The following is a 22,541-nucleotide window of genomic DNA, read 5'->3' on the forward strand; positions in this document are numbered from 1 at the left end:
CCCTGTGACGCAAGGCTGCCCGCAACCGGAGTGACAGCCGTCACTTGAGGGGTGGAGTATCGCGGATTCAACTTAGGTTAGGCTAACCTAAGTTCGAAGCCGGGGCTCCGCCCCTCTTCGCTTCCCGCCCCGAATCCCCCAGGGATTCCCTCACGGTCCATCCCCACCCGGAGGCCCCCCGCATGCGCTCGCACCTGCTCAATGACACGACCGCGGAGCACTACCGCCGCTCCGTGACCGAAGGAGTCGAGCGGGTGGCGGCCAAACTCGCCACCACCGACCGTCCGTTCACCGGGGTGACGGTCGACGCCCTCGCCCCCCGCATCGAGCGGATCGACCTGGACAGCCCGCTGCTCGACACCGCGGCCGTCCTGGACGAGCTGGAGGACGTCTACCTCCGGGACGCGATCTACTTCCACCACCCGCGCTACCTCGCCCACCTCAACTGCCCGGTCGTCATCCCGGCCGTGCTCGGCGAGGCCATCCTCTCCGCCGTCAACTCCTCCCTGGACACCTGGGACCAGTCGGCCGGCGGCACCCTCATCGAGCGCAAGCTGATCGACTGGACCGCCGGGCGCATCGGCCTCGGCCCGGCCGCCGACGGCGTCTTCACCTCCGGCGGCTCGCAGTCCAACCTCCAGGCGCTGCTGCTGGCCAGGGAGGAGGCCAAGACCCAGGAACTGGGGAAGCTGCGCATCTTCGCCTCCGAGGTCAGCCACTTCAGCGTGAAGAAGTCCGCCAAACTCCTCGGCCTCGGCCCGGACGCGGTCGTCTCCCTCCCCGTCGACCACGACAAGCGGATGCAGACCGTCGCCCTCGCCCGTGAGCTCCAGCGCTGCGTGGACGCCGGCCTCGTCCCCATGGCCGTCGTCGCCACCGCGGGCACCACCGACTTCGGCTCCATCGACCCGCTGCCCGAGATCGCCGAGCTCTGCGAGCAGTTCGGCACCTGGATGCACGTCGACGCCGCCTACGGCTGCGGTCTGCTGGCCTCCCTCAAGCGCCGCGCCCTGCTGAACGGCATCGAGCGCGCCGACTCGGTCACCGTCGACTACCACAAGTCCTTCTTCCAGCCGGTCAGCTCCTCCGCGCTGCTGGTCCGCGACACCGCCACCCTGCGCCACGCCACCTACCACGCGGACTACCTCAACCCGCGCCGCGCCGCGGCCGAGCGCATCCCCAACCAGGTCGACAAGTCCCTCCAGACCACCCGCCGCTTCGACGCGCTCAAGCTGTGGGTGACCCTGCGTGTGATGGGCGCCGACGGCATCGGGCAGCTCTTCGACGAGGTGTGCGACCTGGCCGAGGAGGGCTGGAAGCTGCTCGCCGCCGACCCGCGCTACGACGTCGTCGTGGAGCCTTCGCTCTCCACCCTGGTCTTCCGCTACATCCCGGCGACCGTCACCGACCCGGCCGAGATCGACCGCGCCAACCTCTACGCCCGCAAGGCCCTGTTCGCCTCCGGCGACGCGATCGTCGCGGGCACCAAGGTCGCCGGCCGCCACTACCTGAAGTTCACCCTGCTCAACCCCGAGACACAGGCGTCCGACATCGCCGCCGTCCTCGACCTGATCGCCGGCCACGCCGAGCAGTACCTGGGAGAATCCCTTGACCGCGCTTCCTGAATCCACGGACACGACCTACGACTTCGTGGGCATCGGACTCGGCCCCTTCAACCTCGGCCTGGCCTGTCTCACCGAACCCATCGCCGAACTCGACGGCGTCTTCCTGGAGTCCAAGCCCGACTTCGAGTGGCACGCCGGCATGTTCCTCGACGGCGCCCACCTCCAGACGCCGTTCATGTCGGACCTGGTCACCCTGGCCGACCCGACCTCGCCGTACTCCTTCCTCAGCTATCTGAAGGAGAAGGGCCGGCTGTACTCGTTCTACATCCGCGAGAACTTCTACCCCCTGCGCGTGGAGTACGACGACTACTGCCGCTGGGCCGCGGGCAAGCTGAGCAGCGTCCGCTTCAGCACGACGGTCACCGAGGTGACGTACGACGAGAGCGACGAGCTGTACGTCGTGACGACCGCCGCGGGTGACATCTACCGCGGCCGTCGCCTGGTCCTCGGCACCGGCACCTCCCCGCACTACCCGAAGGCGGTCGAGGGCCTGGGCGGCGACTTCTTCCACAACTCCCGCTATGTCCAGAACAAGGCGGAGCTCCAGAAGAAGCGGTCGATCACGATCGTCGGCTCCGGCCAGTCCGCCGCCGAGATCTACTACGACCTGCTCGCCGAGATCGACGTCCACGGCTACCAGCTGAACTGGGTCACCCGCTCCCCGCGGTTCTTCCCGCTGGAGTACACCAAGCTCACGCTGGAGATGACCTCGCCGGAGTACATCGACTACTTCCGCGCGCTGCCCGAGGCCACCCGCTACCGCCTCACCCAGCAGCAGAAGGGCCTGTTCAAGGGCATCGACGGCGATCTGATCAACGAGATCTTCGACCTGCTCTACCAGAAGAACCTCGGCGGCCCGGTCCCCACGCGCCTGCTCACCAACTCCTCGCTGAACGCCGCGGAGTACGAGAACGGCACCTACACCCTCTCCTTCCGCCAGGAGGAGCAGGAGAAGGACTACCAGCTGCAGACCGAGGGCCTGGTCCTGGCCACCGGCTACGCCTACGCCGAGCCCGAGTTCCTGGCGCCCGTCCAGGACCGCCTGGTCCGCGACTCCCACGGCAACTTCGACGTGGCCCGCAACTACGCCATCGACATCACCGGCCGCGGCGTCTTCCTCCAGAACGCCGGCGTCCACGCCCACAGCATCACCAGCCCGGACCTGGGCATGGGCGCCTACCGCAACAGCTTCATCATCCGGGAGCTGCTCGGTTACGAGTACTACCCGGTCGAGAAGACCATCGCGTTCCAGGAGTTCGCCGTATGAGCACCACCATGACCTTCACGTTCCGCCCCCTCGACCCGCTCAGGGACGCCGAGCTGCTGCACGCCTGGGTCACCCACCCCAAGGCCGCGTTCTGGATGATGCAGGACGCCAAGCTGGAGGACGTCGAGCGCGCCTACATGGAGATCGCCGCCGACGAGCACCACCACGCCCTGCTGGGGCTGCGGGACGGCGTGCCCGCGTTCCTGATGGAGCACTACGACCCGGCGCACCGCGAGCTGGTCGGCCTGTACGAGCCGCAGCCCGGTGACATCGGCATGCACTTCCTCACCCCGCCGACCGACACCCCCGTGCACGGCTTCACCAAGGCCGTGATCACCGCGGTGATGGCCCGCCTCTTCGAGGACCCGGCCGTCCGGCGGGTCGTCGTCGAGCCGGACGTGCACAACAAGGCGGTGCACGCGCTGAACGCGGCCGTCGGTTTCGTGCCCGAGCGCGAGATCCAGAAGCCGGAGAAGAAGGCCCTGCTGAGCTTCTGCACCCGCGAGCAGTTCGAGAAGGCGGTCGCCGCATGAGCCTCACCGACGCCGTCGCCCATCTCACCCCCGGGCTGTGGGACCTGGCCAACCGCCAGCTGATCCGCAAGGCGCTCGCCGAGTTCGCCCACGAGCGGTTGCTCACGCCCGAGCGGGACGGGGAGGCGTACGTCGTCCGCAGCGACGACGGCCTCACCAGCTACCGCTTCACCGCCGTACGCCGTGCCCTGGACCACTGGCAGGTCGAGGCGGACTCCATCTCCCGCCACCGCGACGGAGCCGAACTCCCGCTCGCCGCGTTGGACTTCTTCATCGAGTTCCAGGACGCCCTCGGTCTGAGCGCCGAGATCCTTCCGGTGTACCTGGAGGAGATCTCCTCCACCCTCTCCGGCACCTGCTACAAGCTCACCAAGCCGCAGCTCACCTCGGCCGAGCTGATCGACGGCGGCTTCCAGGCCATCGAGACGGGGATGACCGAGGGCCACCCCTGCTTCGTCGCCAACAACGGCCGCCTCGGCTTCGGCGTCCACGAGTACCTGTCGTACGCCCCCGAGACCGCGAGCCCGGTCCGCCTGGTGTGGCTGGCCGCCCACCGCTCGCGCGCCGCGTTCACGGCCGGCGCCGGCATCGAGTACGAGTCCTTCGTACGGCAGGAGCTGGGCGAGGCGACCGTCGAGCGGTTCGAGAAGCAGCTGACGGACCAGGGCCTGGACCCGGCCGACTACCTGCTGATTCCCGTGCACCCCTGGCAGTGGTGGAACAAGCTCACCGTCACCTTCGCCGCCGAGGTCGCCCGCAGGCACCTGGTGTGCCTGGGCGAGGGCGAGGACGAGTACCTGGCCCAGCAGTCCATCCGGACCTTCTTCAACACCTCGCAGCCCGAGAAGCACTACGTCAAGACGGCCCTGTCCGTCATCAACATGGGCTTCATGCGCGGCCTTTCGGCCGCCTACATGGAGGCCACCCCGGCGATCAACGACTGGCTGGCCCAGCTGATCGAAGGCGACCCGGTGCTGAAGTCCACGGGCCTGACGATCATCCGCGAGCGCGCGGCCGTCGGCTACCGTCACCTGGAGTACGAGCAGGCCACCGACCGCTACTCGCCGTACCGCAAGATGCTCGCCGCCCTGTGGCGGGAGAGCCCGGTCGGCACCCTCCAGGACGGCGAGTCCCTCGCCACCATGGCCTCGCTGCTGCACGTCGACCACGAGGGCCACGGCTTCGCCGCCGCCCTGATCGAGCGCTCGGGCCTCACCCCGGTGCAGTGGCTGCGCCGCTATCTGCGGGCGTACTACGTGCCGCTGCTGCACAGCTTCTACGCCTACGACCTGGCGTACATGCCGCACGGCGAGAACACGATCCTGGTCCTGAGGGACGGGGCCGTGGAGCGGGCGATCTACAAGGACATCGCCGAGGAGATCGTCGTCATGGACCCGGACGCGGTGCTGCCGCCCGAGGTCACCCGCATCCGTGTCGAGGTCCCCGAGGACCAGAAGCTGCTGTCGGTCTTCACCGACGTCTTCGACTGCTTCTTCCGGTTCCTCGCCGCGAACCTCGCCGCCGAGGGCGTCGTCACCGAGGACGACTTCTGGGGCACGGTCGCCGCGGTCACCCGCGAGTACCAGGAGGCGAACCCCCACCTGGCCGACCGGTTCCGCCAGTACGACATCTTCGCCCCCGAGTTCACCCTCTCCTGCCTCAACCGCCTCCAGCTGCGCAACAACAAGCAGATGGTGGACCTGGCGGACCCGTCGGCCGCCCTCCAGCTGGTCGGCACGCTGAAGAACCCGATCGCCGGGTTCTGACGGCCGAGAACGAGCGGGCGCCCCGGAGTACGGTCCTGCGGGGCGCCCGCCCACTTCTTGCGCCGGTCAGAGCAGTCGAGCACCTACCAAGGCACCTGCGGCGAACGGTGGTAACCGATCCCGAGCGCGTCCCAGCGCGCGGCCTGCGCCGCAAGCCGCACCTTGTAACCGTCCCAGTCATGCGTGGCGGCCGGCGACCACCCCAGCTCGGCGACACCGGGCAGCCGCGGAAACGCCATGTACTCGATGTGCCCGGAGTCCTGGATCGTCTCCGACCACAACGGCGCCTCCACCCCCCGGATCGCGGACGCGGGCGCACCCGGCAGATAGGCGGCCGGATCCCAGTCGTAGGACCGCCTCACCTCGACGTACCCCGCCCAGGACAGCCCCAGCGGCGTGCTCGCGTCGTACTTCATGTCCAGGTACACCCGGTCGGCCGGAGACAGGATCAGCCCGGTCCCCGCCCGCGCGGCCGCGGCCACCTGCTCCTTCTCCGCGGGACTGGTCCGGTCCAGCCCCCAGTACTGGGCGAGCGCGCCCTTCGCCGGCGTGGCCCCGGTCAGCTGGTGCCAGCCGACGACCGTCTTCCCGTACTTCGTCACCACCGGCTGCACCCGCTCCATGAACCGCGCATAGTCCTCATGGCTCGTGGAGTGCGCCTCGTCGCCGCCGATGTGCAGATAGCGCCCCGGCGTGAGCGCGGCGACCTCGCGGATCACGTCGTCCACGAAGTCGTAGGTGATGTCCTTGCCGACGCACAGCGAGCTGAAGCCGACGTCCGTGCCGGTGTACAGCGGGGGCGCGACACCGTCGCAGTTCAGCTCGGCGTACGAGGCGAGGGCCGCGTTGGTGTGGCCGGGCATGTCGATCTCGGGGACGACCTCCAGGTGACGGGAGGCGGCGTAGCGGACGATCTCCCGGTAGTCGGCCTTGGTGTAGTGGCCGCCGGGGCCGCCGCCGACCTGGGTGGAGCCGCCGTAGGTGGCCAGGCGCGGCCAGGAGTCGATGGCGATGCGCCAGCCCTGGTCGTCGCTGAGGTGCAGATGCAGCTTGTTGAACTTGTACAGGGCGAGCTGGTCGATGTACCGCTTGACCTGCCCGACGGTGAAGAAGTGCCGGGAGACGTCCAGCATGGCGCCGCGCCAGCCGTAGCGCGGGGCGTCGGTGATGGTGCCGCCCGCGACCAGCCAGCGGCCGGGCTGCGGGGAGTCCTTCTCGACGGCGGCGGGCAGCAGCTGGCGCAGGGTCTGCACGCCGTGGAAGAGGCCGGACGCGGTGGAGGCGCTGATGGTGAGCCGGTCCGGCCCGCTGTCGAGCCGGTAGCCCTCCGCGGGGAACGCGCCCTTGACGACGCGCAGGTGGATGCCCCCGGTGCCGGTCGTGGTGACCGGCAGGCGGTAGCCGGTGGAGGGACGCAGCAGGTCCCCGAGGTACTCGCCGACCTTCACCGCCTCCCGGGTGACCCGGATCCGGGTGCGGTCGGTGATGCGGTACGGGGATCCGCCCGGTGTGACCGAGGCGGGGGCGGGGATCACCCGGTCCAGCGGGGTGGGGGCGGTGGTGGCCCGGTCGGCGGGCGCGGCCGCGGTGGCGGAGGTGCCCGCGACGGTGGCGAGCAGCAGGGAGGCGAGCAGGCGCGGTGTTCTGTGGTGCTGTCTCACGAACGATCCCTCCGTTGTCACGAAAGATCCTTGCGTCGAGCTCCGACAGGTACGGACCAACTCTCTCGCGAGAGCGGTGGAACAATCCCCCTCATGGCGGAAATCATCCAGCGGGACGGAACGTGGGTCTTCGACGGCGACGCGCTGCGGCTGACACCCGGACGGGACAAGAGTGTCGGTCTGCTCCGCCGTGAACTGGGTGAACTCGTCGTCCCGCTGGTCGCGTTGGCGGGCATATCGTTCGAACAGGGCAAGAAGAACGGCCGTCTGCGGCTGCGGCTGCGCGACGGCGCCGATCCGTTGCTGCAAGCGACGGCGGGACGGCTCACCGAGCCCCACGACCCGTACCAGCTGCTCGTCGACCCCGACCGCTACGGCGTCGCCGAGTACTTCACGGACGAGGTGCGCAACGCGCTGTTGCTGGACCAGGTTCCCGCGGATCCGGTGGACCGCTATCTGCTGCCGGGCCCGGCCGTCCCGCTGTCGGCGTCCGCCGGGGACGGCACGGCGTCCTTCGACGGGGAGCAGGTGCGCCTGGAGTGGAACTGGAAGACGGAGGACGCCAAGGCGTCGGCGGGCACCCGCCTGGTCCCCGTCGACGCGATCGAGGCGGTGGAGTGGCAGCCGGCCGCCGGTCTGGAGAACGGCCATCTGCGCTTCACGGTGCGCAATGCGCCGGTCAAGGCGCCGCCGAAGTACGACCCGCACGCGGTGGAGCTGTGGGGCTTCAAGAGGGACCCGCTGATGGCGCTGGTGGCGGCCGCCGTCCAGGCCCGCCTCCCGCACCCGGCGGCCCCGGTCGACGCCCTGCCCGCCGCCCCCGCGGACTCCCCCGCCGCGCTGCCGGCCGAGGACGACCACGACGCCCTGCTGCGGCGGCTGCGGGAGCTGGGCGAGCTGCACCGCGAGGGTGTGCTGACGGACGAGGAGTTCACCCTGGCGAAACAGGCGATCCTCAAGCGAATGTGACCAAATCACCCCACTCCTCGCGCCTGCCTGCCCGAAATCGGGCAGGATTGTTGCGTAACCTTTTCCGCTCCTCCAGGATCTACGGGTGCACGACGAACTTGTTGATCATCTGACACGGACCACGCCCCTGAACCGGGGCGAGGCGCTGCGGGTGATCCAGGACGTGCTCGCCTACTTCGACGAGACGACCACGGAGTTCGTCCGTCGCCGCCACCGCGAGCTCCAGGCCCAGGGCCTGCTGAACGCGGAGATCTTCGAACGGATCGAGGCGGACCTCAAGTACCGGGCCGTGGCCCCGCCGGAGCTCTCGCTCCGGCAGCTGCGCCGGATCGTCTACGGCTAGGAATACGTCTGTATGTGCGGAATCGTCGGATACATCGGCAAGCGTGATGTCGCGCCCCTGCTCCTGGAGGGCCTGCAGCGCCTGGAGTACCGCGGCTACGACTCGGCGGGTGTCGTCGTCTCCTCCCCGAAGACGCCGAACCTGAGGATGGTCAAGGCCAAGGGCCGCGTGCGCGACCTGGAGGCCAAGGTCCCGGCGCGCTTCAAGGGCACGACCGGTATCGCCCACACCCGCTGGGCCACCCACGGCGCCCCGTCCGACGTGAACGCCCACCCGCACCTGGACGCCGAGGGCAAGGTCGCCGTCGTCCACAACGGCATCATCGACAACGCCTCCGACCTGCGCCGCAGCTGGAGGCGGACGGCGTCGAGTTCCTCTCCGAGACCGACACCGAGGTCCTGGTCCACCTCATCGCCCGCTCGCAGGCGGAGAAGCTCGAGGACAAGGTCCGCGAGACCCTGCGCCTCATCGAGGGCACCTACGGCATCGCCGTGATGCACGCCGACTTCCCCGACCGCATCGTCGTCGCCCGCAACGGCTCCCCGGTCGTCCTCGGCATCGGCGAGAAGGAGATGTTCGTCGCCTCGGACATCGCCGCCCTCGTCGCCCACACCCGCCAGATCGTCACCCTCGACGACGGCGAGATGGCCACCCTGAAGGCCGACGACTTCCGCACCTACACCACCGAGGGCACGCGCACCACCGCCGAGCCCACCACCGTGGAGTGGGAGGCCGCCTCCTACGACATGGGCGGCCACGACACCTACATGCACAAGGAGATCCACGAGCAGGCCGAGGCGGTCGACCGCGTCCTGCGCGGCCGCATCGACGACCGCTTCTCCACCGTGCACCTCGGCGGCCTGAACCTGGACGCCCGGGAGGCCCGCCGCATCCGCCGCGTGAAGATCCTCGGCTGCGGCACCTCGTACCACGCGGGCATGATCGGCGCCCAGATGATCGAGGAGCTGGCCCGCATCCCCGCCGACGCCGAGCCGGCCTCCGAGTTCCGCTACCGCAACGCGGTCGTGGACCCCGACACCCTGTACATCGCCGTCTCGCAGTCCGGTGAGACCTACGACGTCCTCGCGGCCGTCCAGGAGCTGAAGCGCAAGGGCGCCCGGGTCCTCGGCATCGTCAACGTCGTCGGCTCGGCGATCGCCCGCGAGGCCGACGGCGGCATCTATGTGCACGCCGGCCCCGAGGTCTGCGTGGTGTCGACCAAGTGCTTCACCAACACCTGCGTCTCCTTCGCCCTGCTCGCCCTGCACCTCGGCCGCACCCGTGACCTCTCGGTCCGCGACGGCAAGCGCATCATCGAGGGCCTGCGCAAGCTGCCCTCCCAGATCGCCGAGATCATGAAGCAGGAGGAGGAGATCGAGAAGCTGGCCAAGAGTTACGCCGACGCCCGCTCGATGCTCTTCATCGGTCGCGTCCGGGGCTACCCGGTCGCCCGCGAGGCTTCCCTGAAGCTCAAGGAGGTCTCCTACATCCACGCCGAGGCATACCCCGCCTCCGAGCTCAAGCACGGCCCGCTCGCCCTCATCGAGCCCGCCCTGCCCACGGTCGCGATCGTCCCCGACGACGACCTGCTGGAGAAGAACCGCGCCGCCATGGAGGAGATCAAGGCCCGCAGCGGCAAGATCATGGCCGTCGCCCACCAGGAGCAGGAGAAGGCCGACCAGACGATCGTCGTCCCGAAGAACGAGGACGAGCTCGACCCGATCCTCATGGGCATCCCGCTCCAGCTCCTCGCCTACCACACGGCCCTGGCCCTGGGCCGGGACATCGACAAGCCGCGCAACCTCGCCAAGTCGGTGACGGTCGAGTAAAGGCTTTCAGGGGCGCGGGGAACTGCGCGAGCAACCACGACGCTCCGAAGAGGCACGACAACAGAACGGCCCCCCACGTACGCCACCAACACGCGGGGGGCCGTTCCTCATGCGGGCCGGGGCCGACGCCCCACCCGGCGCTGCAGCTAGCCGGCGGCCGTCACCCCCCGGCCCGCAGCGCGCTTCGGAAGCACCGTCGGCCAGTGGGCGAGAGCGGCAGTCGCGGCGTACCAGGCAACCGCCCCCGCGGCCACCGCGAACCACCCGCCGGCCTGCGAAAGCCCCTCACTGTCGGCGAAGTTGGCGACAGCCATGAGCACCAGCCCGACCAGGAACAGCCCGTACGTGCCCCGGGTCAGCTGATCCCCGTCCGCCGCCGCCAGGGACAGCACGACGAGCGCGAACAGCAGATAGAACAGCCCCGCCGCGTTCGCGGAACCCGCGTCGGTGACGGCCCAGGTGAACCACAGCGCACCCAGGACCGAGAAGGCCGTGCCGGTACCCGCGTCACGGTCCCGGAAGGCGAACAGACCGGCGACGAACAGCGCGACGCCGCCGATGTAGTGGGCGATGGCCGCGGCGTCGGCGGCCGTCACGCCGTCGATCACGCCGGTGGTGCCGAGGCCGAAGGCCAACAGGGTGATGCCCAGGGCGAGTCGGCCGGCGATCGAGGTGGTGCTCCCCGCAGAGACGTCGTTGTCCACGGCGGGCTCCCTTCATGCTCTGTGCAGTTGTGCGGTGACCGATATATGCCCTTCACAAGAGCACAAACACCTCTACGCGTGAGTAGATTCGCGTAGCGCACCAAGGGAGTTGAGCAAACGAACTCCGCATCTCACCTGGGACAAGGGCGAGTTACGGAATGACGACGACCGGCCGCTTCGCCCGCTTGGCGAGCCGCCCGGCGACGGAGCCGAAAATGCGCCCCACGATGCCGTGGGTCGAGCCGACGACGATCGCGTCGGCCTCGTACTCGCGCCCCACCTCTTCGAGCTCGTGGCAGATGTCACCGCCGCGCTCGACCAGGATCCACGGCACCTCGGCGAGGTAGTCCGCGCAGGCGAGCTCCAGACCCAGCACCTCGGTGCGGTGGTCCGGCACGTCCACGAAGACGGGCGGCTCGCAGCCCGCCCACACGGTGGTCGGCAGCCGGTTGGCGACGTGCACGATGATCAGGCCCGAGCCGGAGCGGTGGGCCATGCCGATGGCGTACGCGAGGGCGCGCTCGCTGGAGGTCGAGCCGTCGAAGCCGACGACCACTCCGTGCTTGAACGCGGGGTCGCACGGATGGCGTGGCTCTTCGGCCGCCAGGGGATCGGCCGCCGTGGGGTCGGCGACCGGCCGCTTGCGGTCCGCGGGTTCGAAGAATTCGTGACCGGCCATGGCTGTCTCGGCGTCGTGATCCTTAAGTGGGTGGGACGACAGTGTGCGGCGGAGCTGTGTCCGGGAAACATCTTCCCAACCCCATACCCCCAAGGGTACGGCGGCACGCCTCCTTAGCCCAGATCCCGCGCATCCGGCGCGGGGGTTCCAGGGAGCATGCACGAGGGGACGCCCGTAACGCAATGGTTGCTGCCCTGTACAGGCGATTCGATCAGGATTCAAGCAGATTTCACAGGTGACCGACCCGCCGCCCGTGCGTTGATCACGGTGACCCACCGCCCCAGGGAGTCTGCGATGCCCTCGTCCCCCACACCCCCGCACGGCGCCGCTCCGGAGCCCTCGACCGAGGTGGTCCGCTGGGCGGCCTTCAGCTGTGTCCTGGTCCCGGTGGTCCTCGTCGGGTACGGCACGTCACTGGCGGGGGCCGCCGGCAGCGCCCTGGGCCTCGCGGCGGTCACCGCGGTGTGCCGGGTGCTGCTGCGCCGGTCCGAACGCCACCGCGAGGGCACGGCGGCGCGTCGGCCGGGTCGTCGAACGGGCGAGAAATCACCGGTCGACTGACCGGTTTTCGCACCCTCGCCCACCGGTTTTCAGCCAACTTCTCAAACCTGTCGAACCCCCCTCCCGAACACCCCCCAACCCCCGTTCGACCTGCGCGGAAAGGGTCCCTCACGCCCCGCGCACCCTACGTGGATCGGCCACCGCGACAAGGCGCACTTCCCTGCGCGGCTCGCGAGTGCAACCCTTCGTGATCGAATGCTTTACGCCAAGTTGCCATGTCGACAATGTGCCGGGTGCCGAGACTGGTCACCGAGGCATGGCGTGACGCAGTAGATTCGATCTTGATTGTCTTACGGCGGGGGACTCGTGCAGGACCGAGGGGAAACGTGCAGGAGCGACACAACCGAGGAGCCGCGATCACCGAGGGGGGCTTAGCAGTATGAGCCACGACTCCACTGCCGCGCCGGACACCGCGGCCCGGAAACTCTCCGGGCGACGCCGCAAGGAGATCGTCGCGGTGCTGCTGTTCAGCGGCGGCCCCATCTTCGAGAGTTCCATTCCGCTGTCGGTGTTCGGGATCGACCGCCAGGACGCCGGCGTACCGCGCTACCGACTGCTGGTGTGCGCGGGCGAGGACGGTCCGCTGCGGACCACGGGGGGCCTGGAACTCAGCGCACCGCATGGCCTGGAGGCGATCTCACGGGCGGGCACCGTCGTCGTGCCGGCCTGGCGGTCGATCACCTCCCCGCCACCGGCGGAGGCGCTCGACGCGCTGCGCCGGGCGCACGAAGAGGGAGCCCGCATCGTGGGGCTGTGCACCGGGGCGTTCGTGCTCGCGGCTGCCGGCCTGCTGGACGGCCGTCCCGCGACCACCCACTGGATGTACGCGCCGACGCTGGCCAAGCGCTATCCGTCGGTGCACGTCGATCCCAGAGAGCTGTTCGTCGACGACGGCGATGTGCTGACGTCGGCCGGTACGGCCGCGGGGATCGACCTCTGCCTCCACATCGTGCGCACGGACCACGGCAACGAGGCGGCGGGCGCGCTGGCCCGGCGGCTGGTGGTCCCACCGCGCCGTTCGGGCGGCCAGGAGCGCTATCTCGATCGGTCTTTACCGGAGGAGATCGGCGCCGACCCGCTCGCCGAGGTCGTCGCCTGGGCGCTGGAGCACCTCCACGAGCAGTTCGACGTGGAGACGCTGGCGGCGCGGGCCTACATGTCCCGCCGTACGTTCGACCGCCGCTTCCGCTCGCTGACGGGCTCGGCCCCGCTGCAGTGGCTGATCACTCAGCGGGTCCTTCAGGCCCAGCGCCTGCTGGAGACGTCCGACTACTCGGTGGACGAGGTGGCGGGCCGCTGCGGCTTCCGCTCCCCCGTGGCCCTGCGCGGGCACTTCCGCCGGCAGCTCGGGTCGTCCCCGGCCGCGTACCGTGCGGCCTACCGGGCGCGCAGGCCGCAGAGCGAGCGGACGGACAGCGGCGAGGGCACGACGGGGCCGACGCCCACGCCGACCGGCGCGTCGGGTTCGCTCGCCCCGCCGCAGGGTCCGCCGACCGTGCTGCACCCGGACGGCCCGGTCCCGATCCAGGCCCGCCGCACCGCCACCGCGGGAGCGGTCCCCCTGGCCAGCCTTCCGGGCCAGCGCACCGGCATCTGACCCACCCCACCGCCCGGCACCAGGCAACCCCTGGCCGCCGGGCGGTTCGCCGTACGGGGCCCCGGGAGCGGGCGCCGGCCGCGGGGCCCGGAGCGGACGCCGGCCGCGGGCCGGGCGGTTCACCTGCGCGTAGGCGCCACCCTCCACACACCCCCGCCCCGCCGCCACTCCTCAGCGGAACCCCCTCCCCCGTAAGGTGAGACACATGAACGACCGCATGGTGTGGATCGACTGCGAGATGACCGGCCTCTCGCTGTCCGACGACGCGCTCATCGAGGTGGCCGCCCTCGTCACCGACTCCGAGCTGAACGTGCTCGGCGAGGGTGTGGACATCGTCATCCGTCCGCCGGACTCCGCCCTGGAGACGATGCCGGAGGTGGTGCGTCAGATGCACACCGCGTCCGGGCTGCTCGCCGAGCTGGCGGACGGCACGACGCTGCGGGACGCCGAGGAGCAGGTCCTGGCGTACGTCCGCGAACACGTGAAGGAGCCCGGCAAGGCCCCGCTGTGCGGCAACTCCGTCGGCACCGACCGCGGGTTCCTGCTGCGGGACATGCCGACGCTGGAGGACTACCTCCACTACCGGATCGTGGACGTCTCCTCCGTCAAGGAGCTGGCCCGCCGCTGGTACCCGAGGGCCTACTTCAACAGCCCGGAGAAGAACGGCAACCACCGCGCCCTCGCCGACATCCGCGAGTCGATCGCCGAGCTGCGCTACTACCGCGAGGCCATCTTCGTCCCCGAGCCCGGCCCGGACTCCGAGACCGCCAAGGCCATCGCCGCCAAGCACGTCCTTCCGGCCTCGTAGGAGCCCGCGCGAAAACCTGTGCGCGAGCACCCCTTCGGACCCTGTAGACTTCTTCTCGGCCGGTCGGGGAGAACACTCCTCGGACCACCGGTCATGGTGGGTGTAGCTCAGCTGGTAGAGCACCTGGTTGTGGTCCAGGATGCCGCGGGTTCGAGTCCCGTCACTCACCCTGAGTCATCAGGCGGTGACCTTCGCGAGAAGGTCACCGCCTGATGCGTTTCCAGGACCCGGCCCGGCGTCACGGCGCGGCCCGGCCCTGAAGGGCCCGGCCCCCACCCCCGCGGAGCGCACCGCCCCCGGCTCAGGAGGACGCCCGCGCCACCAGTTTTGCCGGCAGGACCACCTGGCGGCGCTCCAGCCCGCGGGAGGCCGCCGGGCGCCGGTCGGCGATCTCGGCGAGCAGCAGGTCGATCATGCGGCGGCCCATCTCCTCGATGGGCTGCCGGACGCTGGTCAGGGGCGGCTCCATGTGGCGGGCGATGGCCGAGTCGTCGTAGCCGACCAGCGCCACGTCGTCCGGTATCCGGCGGCCCGCCGCCCGCAGCACCTGCCGGGCGCCCGCCGCCGTCACGTCGGACGCGGCGAACACCGCGTCCAGGTCGGGGTGGCGGTCCAGCAGCGCCGTCATGGCGCGCACACCGCCGTCCTCGCTGAAGTCACCCGGTTCGATCAGACTCTCGTCCACGTCGTGGCCCGCCTCGGCGAGGGCGGCCCGGTAGCCGTCGACGCGGCGCTGGGCGCCGTAGACGTCCAGGCGGCCGGTGATGTGCGCGATGCGGCGCCGGCCGCGCGAGAGCAGGTGCTCCACGGCCGAGCGGGCCCCGCCGTAGTTGTCGGAGTCGACGGAGGTCAGCGTCTCCGCGGCCGACCTGGGGCCGCTGATCACCGCGGGTATCTCCAGCTGGGAGAGCAGGTCCGGCAGCGGGTCGTCGGCGTGCACCGAGACCAGCAGGACGCCGTCCACCCGGTGCGCGGCCAGGTACTGGGCGAGCCGGCGCCGCTCCCGGTCGCTGCCCGCGAAGATCAGCAGCAGCTGCATCTCGGTGTCGGACAGCTCGGCGCCGACGCCCTTGACGATGTCCGAGAAGTACGGCTCGGCGAAGAACCGGGTCTCCGGCTCGGGCACCACCAGGGCGATGGCGTCGGTGCGGTTGGCCGCGAGCGCGCGGGCCGCCGTGTTCGGGACGTACCCCAGTTCCGCGACCGCCGCCTCGACCGCCGCGCGGGTCGCGTCGCTGACCCGGGGCGAGCCGTTGATCACCCGCGAGACCGTGCCCCGGCCCACTCCGGCCCGCGCGGCGACCTCTTCGAGGGTCGGCCTGCCGCCGCTGCGGCCTCGTGCTCCGTGGCTTGCCATGGGGTCCGCCCTCCCGTCACATCACGTCGGCCAGGAATCTAACAGCCCTGTCCGACAGCGCCACCGCCCCGGATTCCGCTTCCGTGCCCCGCCGGGGCGCGGGGCGCCGTTTTCCGGCTGCCGCGGGGACCTTCCGCGGCTTGCGCGGGCGCCCAGGCGACTGATTCCGGTCGCCGCCCGCACGCGTGCGGTCCGCCGGTCCGGACGTCGCCGTTCCAGTTAACAGCCCGATAACCGAACGCATCTGACCCCGTCCGCTCCCTTGACACCCTCGCCCGAACCCACGAACCTTCAACACATCACCGATGGGAGCGCTCCCACACTACCTGGGTCATACATATCCCGCACGTTCCCCGCCCGAGCCGCAACGAGAGCAGATGGGCCCGAGCATCACTTTTTCGGCCGGGGGGTCGGCACGTCAGGGCAACAGGAGGACGCAATGCGAGCACGTATCGGTACCCGACGCAGGGCGGTCGCCCTCGCGGCTGTCGCGTCGCTGGGAGCCGGCCTGCTGGCAGGCTGTGCCGACGACGGCGACGACAACGGGTCGGGCGGGTCGGACGGCGGCGGCAAGGGCAAGACCACCATCACGCTGGGGCTCTTCGGCACGTTCGGCTTCAAGGAGGCCGGCCTCTACGACGAGTACATGAAGCTCAACCCGGACATCACGATCAAGGAGAACGTGGTCGAGCGGAACGAGAACTACTATCCCGCGCTCGTCAACCACCTCACCACCAACAGCGGTCTGATGGACATCCAGGGCGTCGAGGTCGGCAACATCGCCGAGATCGTCCAGACCCAGTCCTCGAAGCTGCTCGACCTGTCGAAGTACGGCAAGAAGAGCGACTACCTGGAGTGGAAGTGGCAGCAGGCCACCACCCAGGACGGCCAGACCGTGGGTCTCGGCACCGACGTCGGCCCGATGGCCATCTGCTACCGCACCGACCTGTTCAAGGCCGCCGGTCTGCCCACCGACCGCGAGGAGGTCGGCAAGCTGTGGGCGGGCGACTGGAAGAAGTTCGTCGAGGTCGGCCGCGACTACCAGAAGAAGGCGCCCGAGGGCACCACCTTCATGGACTCCCCCGGCGGTCTGATCAACGCGATCCTCAGCAGTGAGAAGGAGAAGTTCTACGACGCCTCCGGCGAGGTCATCTACAAGACCAACCCGGCCGTGAAGGCGGCGTTCGACCTCACCGCGCAGGCCGCCGAGGACGGACTGGTCGGCAACCAGACGCAGTTCCAGCCCGCCTGGGACACGACGATCGCCAACGGCAAGTTCGCGGCGATGTCCTGCCCGCCGTGGATGCTCGGCTACATCAAGGGCAAGTCCAAGCCGGAGGCCAAGGGCAAGTGGGACGTCGCCCAGGCGCCCAAGTCCGGCAACTGGGGCGGCTCCTTCCTCACCGTGCCCAAGTCCGGCAAGAACACCGAGGAGGCCGCCAAGCTCGCCGCCTGGCTGACCGCTCCCGAGCAGCAGGCCAAGCTGTTCGCCGTGCAGGGCAGCTTCCCCAGCACCCCGAGCGCGTACACCACCCCCGAGGTCACCGGCGCCAAGAACGACATGACCGGTGACGCCCCGATCGGCACGATCTTCGCCGAGGCCGCGAAGAACAGCCCGGTCCAGGTGATCGGCCCGAAGGACCAGATCATCCAGCAGGGCCTGACCGACAACGGCGTGATCCTCGTCGCCCAGGGCAAGTCGCCCAAGGAGGCATGGGAGACGGCCGTGAAGACCATCGACAACAACCTGGACCAGTGACCCGTATGAGCACGGGGCACGACACCGCCGCCGCGTCCCCCTCCACCGAGGGGGGCGCGGCCCCGGGCCGCCCGCAGCCCGGCCCGGCGACCGAGCAGGAGCGGCGCCGCAGGGACAAGCTGTCCCGGCGCTGGCAGCGGGACATGCGCTGGAGCCCGTATGTCTTCGTCTCGCCGTTCTTCCTGCTCTTCCTGGCCTTCGGCCTGTTCCCGCTGGCGTACACCGGCTGGGCCTCGCTGCACCAGGTGGAGCTGACCGCGCCGACGGACATGGACTGGGTGGGCCTGCGCAACTACACCCGGATCTTCGACGACGACTTCTTCTGGAACGCGGCGAAGAACACCCTGACCATCGGCATCATCTCCACCGTCCCGCAGCTGCTGATGGCCATGGGCATCGCCCACATCCTCAACTACAAGCTGCGCGCCTCGACCTTCTACCGGGTCGTGATGCTGGCCCCGTACGCCACCTCGATCGCCGCCGCCTCGCTGGTCTTCGTGCTGCTCTTCGGCCGCGACTACGGCATGATCAACTGGGCGCTGGGGACCGTCGGCATCGACAACATCGACTGGCAGAACGACAAGTGGCCCTCGCAGATCGCGGTGTCCACGATCGTCATCTGGCGCTGGACCGGCTACAACGCGCTGATCTACCTGGCGGCGATGCAGGCCATCCCGCAGGATCTGTACGAGTCGGCGGCGCTGGACGGCGCCAGCCGCTGGAAGCAGTTCCTGCACGTCACCCTGCCCTCGCTGCGGCCCACGATCCTGTTCACGGTCGTGGTGTCGACGATCGGCGCCTCGCAGCTGTTCGGCGAGCCGCTGCTGTTCGACGCCAACAAGGGCGCCTCGGGCGGCAGTCAGCACCAGTTCCAGACGCTCGGCCTGTACCTGTACGAGCAGGGCTGGGTGAACCAGCACCTGGGCCGCGCCTCCGCCATCGCCTGGACGATGTTCCTGATCCTCATCGTGATCGGGATCGTCAACTACGTCATCTCGCGCCGGCTGCGCGCCAGTAGTTAAGGAGAACCGGCCGTGACGACGACACTGACCCCGCCGCCCAAGTCCCGTAAGCGCGGGCCGCGGTCCGCGCGGGCGGGCGGCACGCTGCACGCCGGGCCCCTCGCCTACGTCATCCTCGCGCTGTTCACGATCGTCTCGCTGCTGCCGCTGGTGTGGACGGCGATCGCCGCGTCCCGTGACAACAACCGGCTGGCCCAGACCCCGCCGCCGTTCTGGTTCGGCTCCAACCTCTTCGACAACCTGGAGCTGGCCTGGACCGACGCCAACCTCGGCGAGGCATTCCTCAACACCACGATCGTGGCGGGGATCTCGGCGGCGACCATCGTGTTCCTGTCGACGATCGCCGGGTTCGCCTTCGCCAAGCTGCGGTTCAAGGGCCGCAACGCGCTGATGCTCATCGTGATCGGCACGATGATGGTGCCGCCGCAGCTGAGCGTGATCCCGCTGTACATGATGGTCGCCAAGCTGGACTGGACCGACCAGCTCCAGGCGGTGATCTTCCCGTCGCTGGTGAGCGCGTTCGGGGTGTTCTTCATGCGGCAGTACCTGCTCCAGGCGCTGCCGGACGAGATCATCGAGGCCGCCCGGGTGGACGGCGCCAGCAGCTGGCGGGTGATCTGGCACGTGGTGTTCCCGGCGGCCCGCCCCGCGATGGCGGTCCTCGGCATGCTGATGTTCGTGCAGACCTGGAACGACTTCCTGTGGCCGTTCCTGGTGCTCACCCAGACCGGCAATCCGACCGTGCAGGTCGCGGTGGCGGGCCTCGGCCGGGGCTACACGCCCGACCAGTCACTGATCATGGCGGGCGCGCTGCTGGGCACGCTGCCGCTGCTGCTGGTCTTCGCGATCTTCGGCAAGCAGATCGTGGGCGGCATCATGCAGGGCGCGGTGAAGGGCTGACGCCCGGCGCCGCTTCGCCGCCGTTCCGTCGGGCGGTCCGTCCGCGACCGCCACGGGGCCCCTCGGGGGCCGGGCCACCGCCGCCCCGGTCCCCTCCGTCCTCCCCCCTCTCCTCCTCTCCTCTTCTCTCTTTCTCACAGGTCTTCACGACCACCGATGGGAGCGCTTCCATGCCTGAGCCCGTTCCGCCGGCGACCCCGGTGACCTTCCCGCCCGCCTTCCTCTGGGGCGCGGCCACCTCCGCGTACCAGATCGAGGGCGCGGTGCGGGAGGACGGCCGCACGCCCTCGATCTGGGACACCTTCAGTCATACGCCCGGCAAGACGGCCGGCGGCGACAACGGCGACATCGCCGTCGACCACTACCACCGCTTCCGCGACGACGTGGCGCTGATGGCCGAGCTGGGTCTGAACGCGTACCGCTTCTCCGTCTCCTGGTCCCGGGTGCAGCCCACCGGGCGGGGGCCGGCGGTCCAGCGGGGCCTGGACTTCTACCGTGCGCTGGTCGACGAGCTCCTGGACAAGGGCATCAAGCCGGCCCTCACCCTCTACCACTGGGATCTGCCGCAGGAGCTGGAGGACGCGGGCGGCTGGCCGGTGCGGGACACCGCGTACCGGTTCGCCGAGTACGCGCAGATCGTCGGCGAGGCGCTCGGCGACCGGGTGGAGCAGTGGATCACGCTCAACGAGCCCTGGTGCTCCGCCTTCCTGGGCTACGGCTCCGGCGTGCACGCCCCCGGCCGCACCGACGGCGCCGCCGCGCTGCGCGCCGCGCACCACCTCAACCTCGCGCACGGGCTCGGGGCCACCGCCCTGCGCTCGGTGATGCCGGCCCGCAACGCCGTGGCCGTCAGCCTCAACTCCTCGGTGGTGCGCCCCTTCTCGCAGGACCCCGCGGACCTGGCGGCCGTGCGCCGCATCGACGATCTGGCCAACGGCGTCTTCCACGGCCCGATGCTGCACGGCGCCTACCCCGAGTCGCTGCTGTCGGCGACCGCGTCGGTCACGGACTGGTCCTTCGTCCGGGACGGTGACGTGCGCACCGCCCACCAGCCGCTGGACGCGCTCGGCATCAACTACTACACGCCGGCCCTCGTCTCGGCCGCCGAGCGCGCCCCCAAGGGCCCGCGCGCCGACGGTCACGGCGCCAGCGACAGCTCCCCCTGGCCGGGCTCGGAGGACGTGGCCTTCCACCAGACGCCGGGCGAGCGCACGGAGATGGGCTGGACCATCGACCCGACCGGCCTGCACGACCTGATCATGCGCTTCTCCCGCGAGGCGCCGGGCGTGCCGCTCTACATCACCGAGAACGGCGCGGCCTACGACGACAAGCCCGACCCCGACGGCCGCGTCCACGACCCCGAGCGCATCGCCTACCTCCACGGCCACCTCGCGGCCGTCCGCCGTGCCATCACGGACGGCGCCGATGTGCGCGGCTACTACCTCTGGTCCCTCATGGACAACTTCGAGTGGTCCTACGGCTACAGCAAGCGCTTCGGCGCGGTGTACGTGGACTACGCGACCCTGGCCCGCATCCCGAAGTCGAGCGCCCACTGGTACGGGCGGGCGGCGCGGACCGGGGTGCTGCCGGAGGTGGAGTCGGTCTGACGGCGGCGGGCGCGGCACCCTCCGGGGGGAGGGTGCCGCGCCCGCTTCTCACCGTGGGGGGGCGGTCAGCGCTGCCGGTAGGCGGCGAACGCCTTGGTGAAGGCGAACTTGTCCTGAAGGATCGAGCTGCAGGTGGCGTCGGCGGCGTTCTTGGTGCCGCCCGGGCACTGCTGGTCGCGGGTGGCGGACCACATGGAGAGCCAGCCGAGCCCCTTGGCCTCGGCGAAGGCCACCAGCTGGGTGGCGTCGTCGACCTTGAAGATCTCGGAGACGACGTCGTTGACGCCGATCATCGCCGTGACGGCGACCGTCTTCCAGGCGGCGGCGTCGGAGAGGCCGAGGACGCTCTTGATCTGGGCCTGGGTGGCGGTGGCGGCCTGTTCGGCGTAGGTGCCCATGTCGCCGCTGTACGCGGGGCCGTAGTCCATGGCCATGATGTTCACGGCGCTGATCCGCACGCCGTTCCTCTTGGCGTCCGCCAGCAGGTTCACGCCGTCCTGGGTCAGGCCCTCGGGCATCACCGGCAGGGTGAAGGAGACGTCCAGGCCGGGGTGCCGCCGCTGGAGCTGGGCTATCGCCTGGGCGCGGCGGGTGTTGGCGGCCGCGTCGGGCAGCGCGCCGCCCTCGACGTCGAAGTCGACCTTGGTGAGCCTGTAGGCGTCGACGACCTTGCCGTAGGCCGCGGCCAGGGCGTCGGCCGAGGAGCAGGCGGTGGCCAGTTCGTGTCCGGCGGCGCCGCCGAAGGAGACCCGCACGTCACCGCCCTCGGCCCGCAGGGCGCCGATCTGCGCGGCGACCGCGTCGCTCGCCAGGTCCGTGACGCCGCCCCACTTCGGGGTGCAGCCGCCGCCGTCGGTGACGAAGGCGAGGTTGTACTGCTTGACGCCGGTGGCCCTGGCGCTCGCCAGGAGGTCGAAGGACGGGTAGAGGCTGGTGTCGACGTACGGCGCGAAGCCGGCGGCGGCCGGGGAGCCGGTGCCGGTGCTCTGCGAGGGGGAGGCGGTGGGGGTGGGGGTCGCCGTCTGTGTGGGGGTCGGCCGCACCGTGGGGGTCGTGGTGGGGGTGGCGGTGGGGGTCGGCGGCTGGGTGGGGCGGCCGGTGGGCTGCGGGGTGGCGCCGCCGTCGGCCGAGCAGGCGCCGCCGTCGATACGGCAGCCCGTCGGATCCGCCGTGCCGTTGACCACGAAGCCGACGGTGACGGACTCGCCCGCCGCCAGTCCGTCCGAGTCCCACTTGGGCGGCGTCACGGTGACGTGCTGCCCCGAGACGCTGGACTCCGCGTTCCACAGCGAGCCGAGCTTCGTGCCGGCCGGCAGGTCGAACTCCAGCTTCCAGGCGCCCTGCCTCTGGCCGCTGTTGTTGGTGACGACGTATTGCGCGGTGTAGCCGGTCGACCAGTCACTGGTCCTGGTGTACGCGGCGCCGACGCCCGCGGCCTGGGCGGTGCCGGTGAACAGGAACGCGCCGCCGCCCGCCACGGCCGCGGCGACCAGCCCGCCGATCGCCTTGGTCCTGCCGCCGATCCTGCGCCGGTGCGTGCTCATCGCGTGCCTG

Annotated in this window: 18 protein-coding genes, 1 tRNA gene and 1 pseudogene; 15 read left to right on the forward strand and 5 right to left on the reverse strand. The window is 70.3% G+C overall.

Annotation, left to right across the window (positions count from 1 at the left end; genetic code table 11):
• The first annotated feature begins 182 nt into the window (after positions 1-182).
• Genes desA through ACSU6M_RS12560 form a run of 4 tightly spaced genes read left to right on the forward strand, consistent with a single transcriptional unit; the run spans position 183 to position 5,191 of the window.
• Positions 183-1,625 (forward strand): lysine decarboxylase DesA, encoded by a 1,443-nt coding sequence (gene desA, locus ACSU6M_RS12545; RefSeq protein ID WP_437069603.1) that lies wholly within the window; start codon positions 183-185, stop codon positions 1,623-1,625.
• Complete coding sequence (locus tag ACSU6M_RS12550; RefSeq protein ID WP_437069605.1) at positions 1,609-2,892, forward strand: lysine N(6)-hydroxylase/L-ornithine N(5)-oxygenase family protein; 1,284 nt, start codon at positions 1,609-1,611, stop codon at positions 2,890-2,892. Before desA ends, ACSU6M_RS12550 begins: the two co-directional genes overlap by 17 nt.
• Complete coding sequence (locus tag ACSU6M_RS12555) at positions 2,889-3,425, forward strand: GNAT family N-acetyltransferase (RefSeq protein WP_437069606.1); 537 nt, start codon at positions 2,889-2,891, stop codon at positions 3,423-3,425. Before ACSU6M_RS12550 ends, ACSU6M_RS12555 begins: the two co-directional genes overlap by 4 nt.
• On the forward strand, positions 3,422-5,191 hold the full coding sequence (locus tag ACSU6M_RS12560) for an IucA/IucC family protein (RefSeq protein WP_437069608.1): 1,770 nt from the start codon (positions 3,422-3,424) through the stop codon (positions 5,189-5,191). The genes ACSU6M_RS12555 and ACSU6M_RS12560 overlap by 4 nt, the downstream gene beginning before the upstream one ends.
• An 83-nt stretch (positions 5,192-5,274) precedes the next feature.
• Here ACSU6M_RS12560 and ACSU6M_RS12565 read toward each other — a convergent pair whose 3' ends face one another.
• Positions 5,275-6,852, reverse strand: a complete 1,578-nt coding sequence (locus ACSU6M_RS12565; RefSeq protein WP_437069609.1) for a beta-N-acetylhexosaminidase — start codon at positions 6,850-6,852, stop codon at positions 5,275-5,277.
• Positions 6,853-6,945: 93 nt separating this feature from the next.
• Here ACSU6M_RS12565 and ACSU6M_RS12570 point away from each other — a divergent pair, with 93 nt between their 5' ends.
• The 3 genes and pseudogenes from ACSU6M_RS12570 to glmS all read left to right on the forward strand — a co-directional run bounded on the left by ACSU6M_RS12570 (position 6,946) and on the right by glmS (position 9,993).
• Complete coding sequence (locus ACSU6M_RS12570; RefSeq protein WP_437069611.1) at positions 6,946-7,821, forward strand: DUF4429 domain-containing protein; 876 nt, start codon at positions 6,946-6,948, stop codon at positions 7,819-7,821.
• Between the two features lie 85 nt (positions 7,822-7,906).
• A complete protein-coding gene (locus ACSU6M_RS12575) occupies positions 7,907-8,164 on the forward strand; it encodes a hypothetical protein (RefSeq protein WP_437069613.1) in 258 nt (85 codons plus the stop codon).
• A gap of 12 nt (positions 8,165-8,176) precedes the next feature.
• A pseudogene (glmS, locus tag ACSU6M_RS12580) lies at positions 8,177-9,993 on the forward strand (glutamine--fructose-6-phosphate transaminase (isomerizing)).
• Between the two features lie 146 nt (positions 9,994-10,139).
• Here the strand turns inward: glmS and ACSU6M_RS12585 are convergent.
• Positions 10,140-10,697 (reverse strand): GPR1/FUN34/YaaH family transporter, encoded by a 558-nt coding sequence (locus tag ACSU6M_RS12585; protein ID WP_437069615.1) that lies wholly within the window; start codon positions 10,695-10,697, stop codon positions 10,140-10,142.
• Positions 10,698-10,848: 151 nt separating this feature from the next.
• Positions 10,849-11,376: a universal stress protein gene (locus ACSU6M_RS12590; RefSeq protein WP_437069617.1), complete on the reverse strand. Its 528-nt coding sequence runs from the start codon at positions 11,374-11,376 to the stop codon at positions 10,849-10,851.
• 294 nt (positions 11,377-11,670) lie between these two features.
• Here ACSU6M_RS12590 and ACSU6M_RS12595 point away from each other — a divergent pair, with 294 nt between their 5' ends.
• From ACSU6M_RS12595 to ACSU6M_RS12610, 4 genes are all read left to right on the forward strand, one after another.
• Complete coding sequence (locus ACSU6M_RS12595) at positions 11,671-11,937, forward strand: hypothetical protein (protein WP_437069619.1); 267 nt, start codon at positions 11,671-11,673, stop codon at positions 11,935-11,937.
• A gap of 379 nt (positions 11,938-12,316) precedes the next feature.
• Positions 12,317-13,534, forward strand: coding sequence for a helix-turn-helix domain-containing protein (locus tag ACSU6M_RS12600; protein WP_437069621.1), 1,218 nt, complete (start codon positions 12,317-12,319; stop codon positions 13,532-13,534).
• 205 nt (positions 13,535-13,739) lie between these two features.
• Positions 13,740-14,342: an oligoribonuclease gene (orn, locus tag ACSU6M_RS12605; RefSeq protein ID WP_437069622.1), complete on the forward strand. Its 603-nt coding sequence runs from the start codon at positions 13,740-13,742 to the stop codon at positions 14,340-14,342.
• Positions 14,343-14,438: 96 nt separating this feature from the next.
• A tRNA-His gene (locus ACSU6M_RS12610) sits at positions 14,439-14,511 on the forward strand.
• Between the two features lie 132 nt (positions 14,512-14,643).
• On the opposite strand, the gene ACSU6M_RS12615 is transcribed toward ACSU6M_RS12610, so the two are convergent.
• Entirely contained in the window at positions 14,644-15,699 is a 1,056-nt protein-coding gene (locus ACSU6M_RS12615) for a LacI family DNA-binding transcriptional regulator (RefSeq protein ID WP_437069624.1), read from the reverse strand.
• Between the two features lie 439 nt (positions 15,700-16,138).
• Between ACSU6M_RS12615 and ACSU6M_RS12620 the strand changes: the two genes are divergently transcribed.
• From ACSU6M_RS12620 to ACSU6M_RS12635, 4 genes are all read left to right on the forward strand, one after another.
• On the forward strand, positions 16,139-17,458 hold the full coding sequence (locus tag ACSU6M_RS12620; protein ID WP_437069626.1) for an ABC transporter substrate-binding protein: 1,320 nt from the start codon (positions 16,139-16,141) through the stop codon (positions 17,456-17,458).
• 5 nt (positions 17,459-17,463) lie between these two features.
• Entirely contained in the window at positions 17,464-18,480 is a 1,017-nt protein-coding gene (locus tag ACSU6M_RS12625) for a carbohydrate ABC transporter permease (RefSeq protein WP_437069628.1), read from the forward strand.
• A 12-nt stretch (positions 18,481-18,492) separates the two neighbouring features.
• Entirely contained in the window at positions 18,493-19,380 is an 888-nt protein-coding gene (locus tag ACSU6M_RS12630; protein ID WP_437069630.1) for a carbohydrate ABC transporter permease, read from the forward strand.
• 170 nt (positions 19,381-19,550) lie between these two features.
• Entirely contained in the window at positions 19,551-20,987 is a 1,437-nt protein-coding gene (locus ACSU6M_RS12635) for a GH1 family beta-glucosidase (RefSeq protein WP_437069631.1), read from the forward strand.
• A gap of 65 nt (positions 20,988-21,052) precedes the next feature.
• On the opposite strand, the gene ACSU6M_RS12640 is transcribed toward ACSU6M_RS12635, so the two are convergent.
• Complete coding sequence (locus ACSU6M_RS12640; protein ID WP_437069633.1) at positions 21,053-22,531, reverse strand: glycoside hydrolase family 18 protein; 1,479 nt, start codon at positions 22,529-22,531, stop codon at positions 21,053-21,055.
• Between the last annotated feature and the right edge of the window lie 10 nt (positions 22,532-22,541).

Source organism: Streptomyces sp. enrichment culture, assembly GCF_964272895.1.
Classification (GTDB): Bacteria; Actinomycetota; Actinomycetes; order Streptomycetales; family Streptomycetaceae; genus Streptomyces.

What these genes read in the sequence shown, in the direction of transcription:
- desA (WP_437069603.1), top strand. Translation starts at nt 183, where the DNA reads ATGCGCTCGCACCTGCTCAATGACACGACCGCGGAGCACTACCGCCGC.
- ACSU6M_RS12555 (WP_437069606.1), top strand. Translation starts at nt 2,889, where the DNA reads ATGAGCACCACCATGACCTTCACGTTCCGCCCCCTCGACCCGCTCAGG.
- ACSU6M_RS12560 (WP_437069608.1), top strand. Translation starts at nt 3,422, where the DNA reads ATGAGCCTCACCGACGCCGTCGCCCATCTCACCCCCGGGCTGTGGGAC.
- ACSU6M_RS12570 (WP_437069611.1), top strand. Translation starts at nt 6,946, where the DNA reads ATGGCGGAAATCATCCAGCGGGACGGAACGTGGGTCTTCGACGGCGAC.
- ACSU6M_RS12590 (WP_437069617.1), bottom strand. Translation starts at nt 11,376, where the DNA reads ATGGCCGGTCACGAATTCTTCGAACCCGCGGACCGCAAGCGGCCGGTC.
- ACSU6M_RS12595 (WP_437069619.1), top strand. Translation starts at nt 11,671, where the DNA reads ATGCCCTCGTCCCCCACACCCCCGCACGGCGCCGCTCCGGAGCCCTCG.
- ACSU6M_RS12600 (WP_437069621.1), top strand. Translation starts at nt 12,317, where the DNA reads ATGAGCCACGACTCCACTGCCGCGCCGGACACCGCGGCCCGGAAACTC.
- orn (WP_437069622.1), top strand. Translation starts at nt 13,740, where the DNA reads ATGAACGACCGCATGGTGTGGATCGACTGCGAGATGACCGGCCTCTCG.
- ACSU6M_RS12615 (WP_437069624.1), bottom strand. Translation starts at nt 15,699, where the DNA reads ATGGCAAGCCACGGAGCACGAGGCCGCAGCGGCGGCAGGCCGACCCTC.
- ACSU6M_RS12620 (WP_437069626.1), top strand. Translation starts at nt 16,139, where the DNA reads ATGCGAGCACGTATCGGTACCCGACGCAGGGCGGTCGCCCTCGCGGCT.
- ACSU6M_RS12625 (WP_437069628.1), top strand. Translation starts at nt 17,464, where the DNA reads ATGAGCACGGGGCACGACACCGCCGCCGCGTCCCCCTCCACCGAGGGG.
- ACSU6M_RS12635 (WP_437069631.1), top strand. Translation starts at nt 19,551, where the DNA reads ATGCCTGAGCCCGTTCCGCCGGCGACCCCGGTGACCTTCCCGCCCGCC.
- ACSU6M_RS12640 (WP_437069633.1), bottom strand. Translation starts at nt 22,531, where the DNA reads ATGAGCACGCACCGGCGCAGGATCGGCGGCAGGACCAAGGCGATCGGC.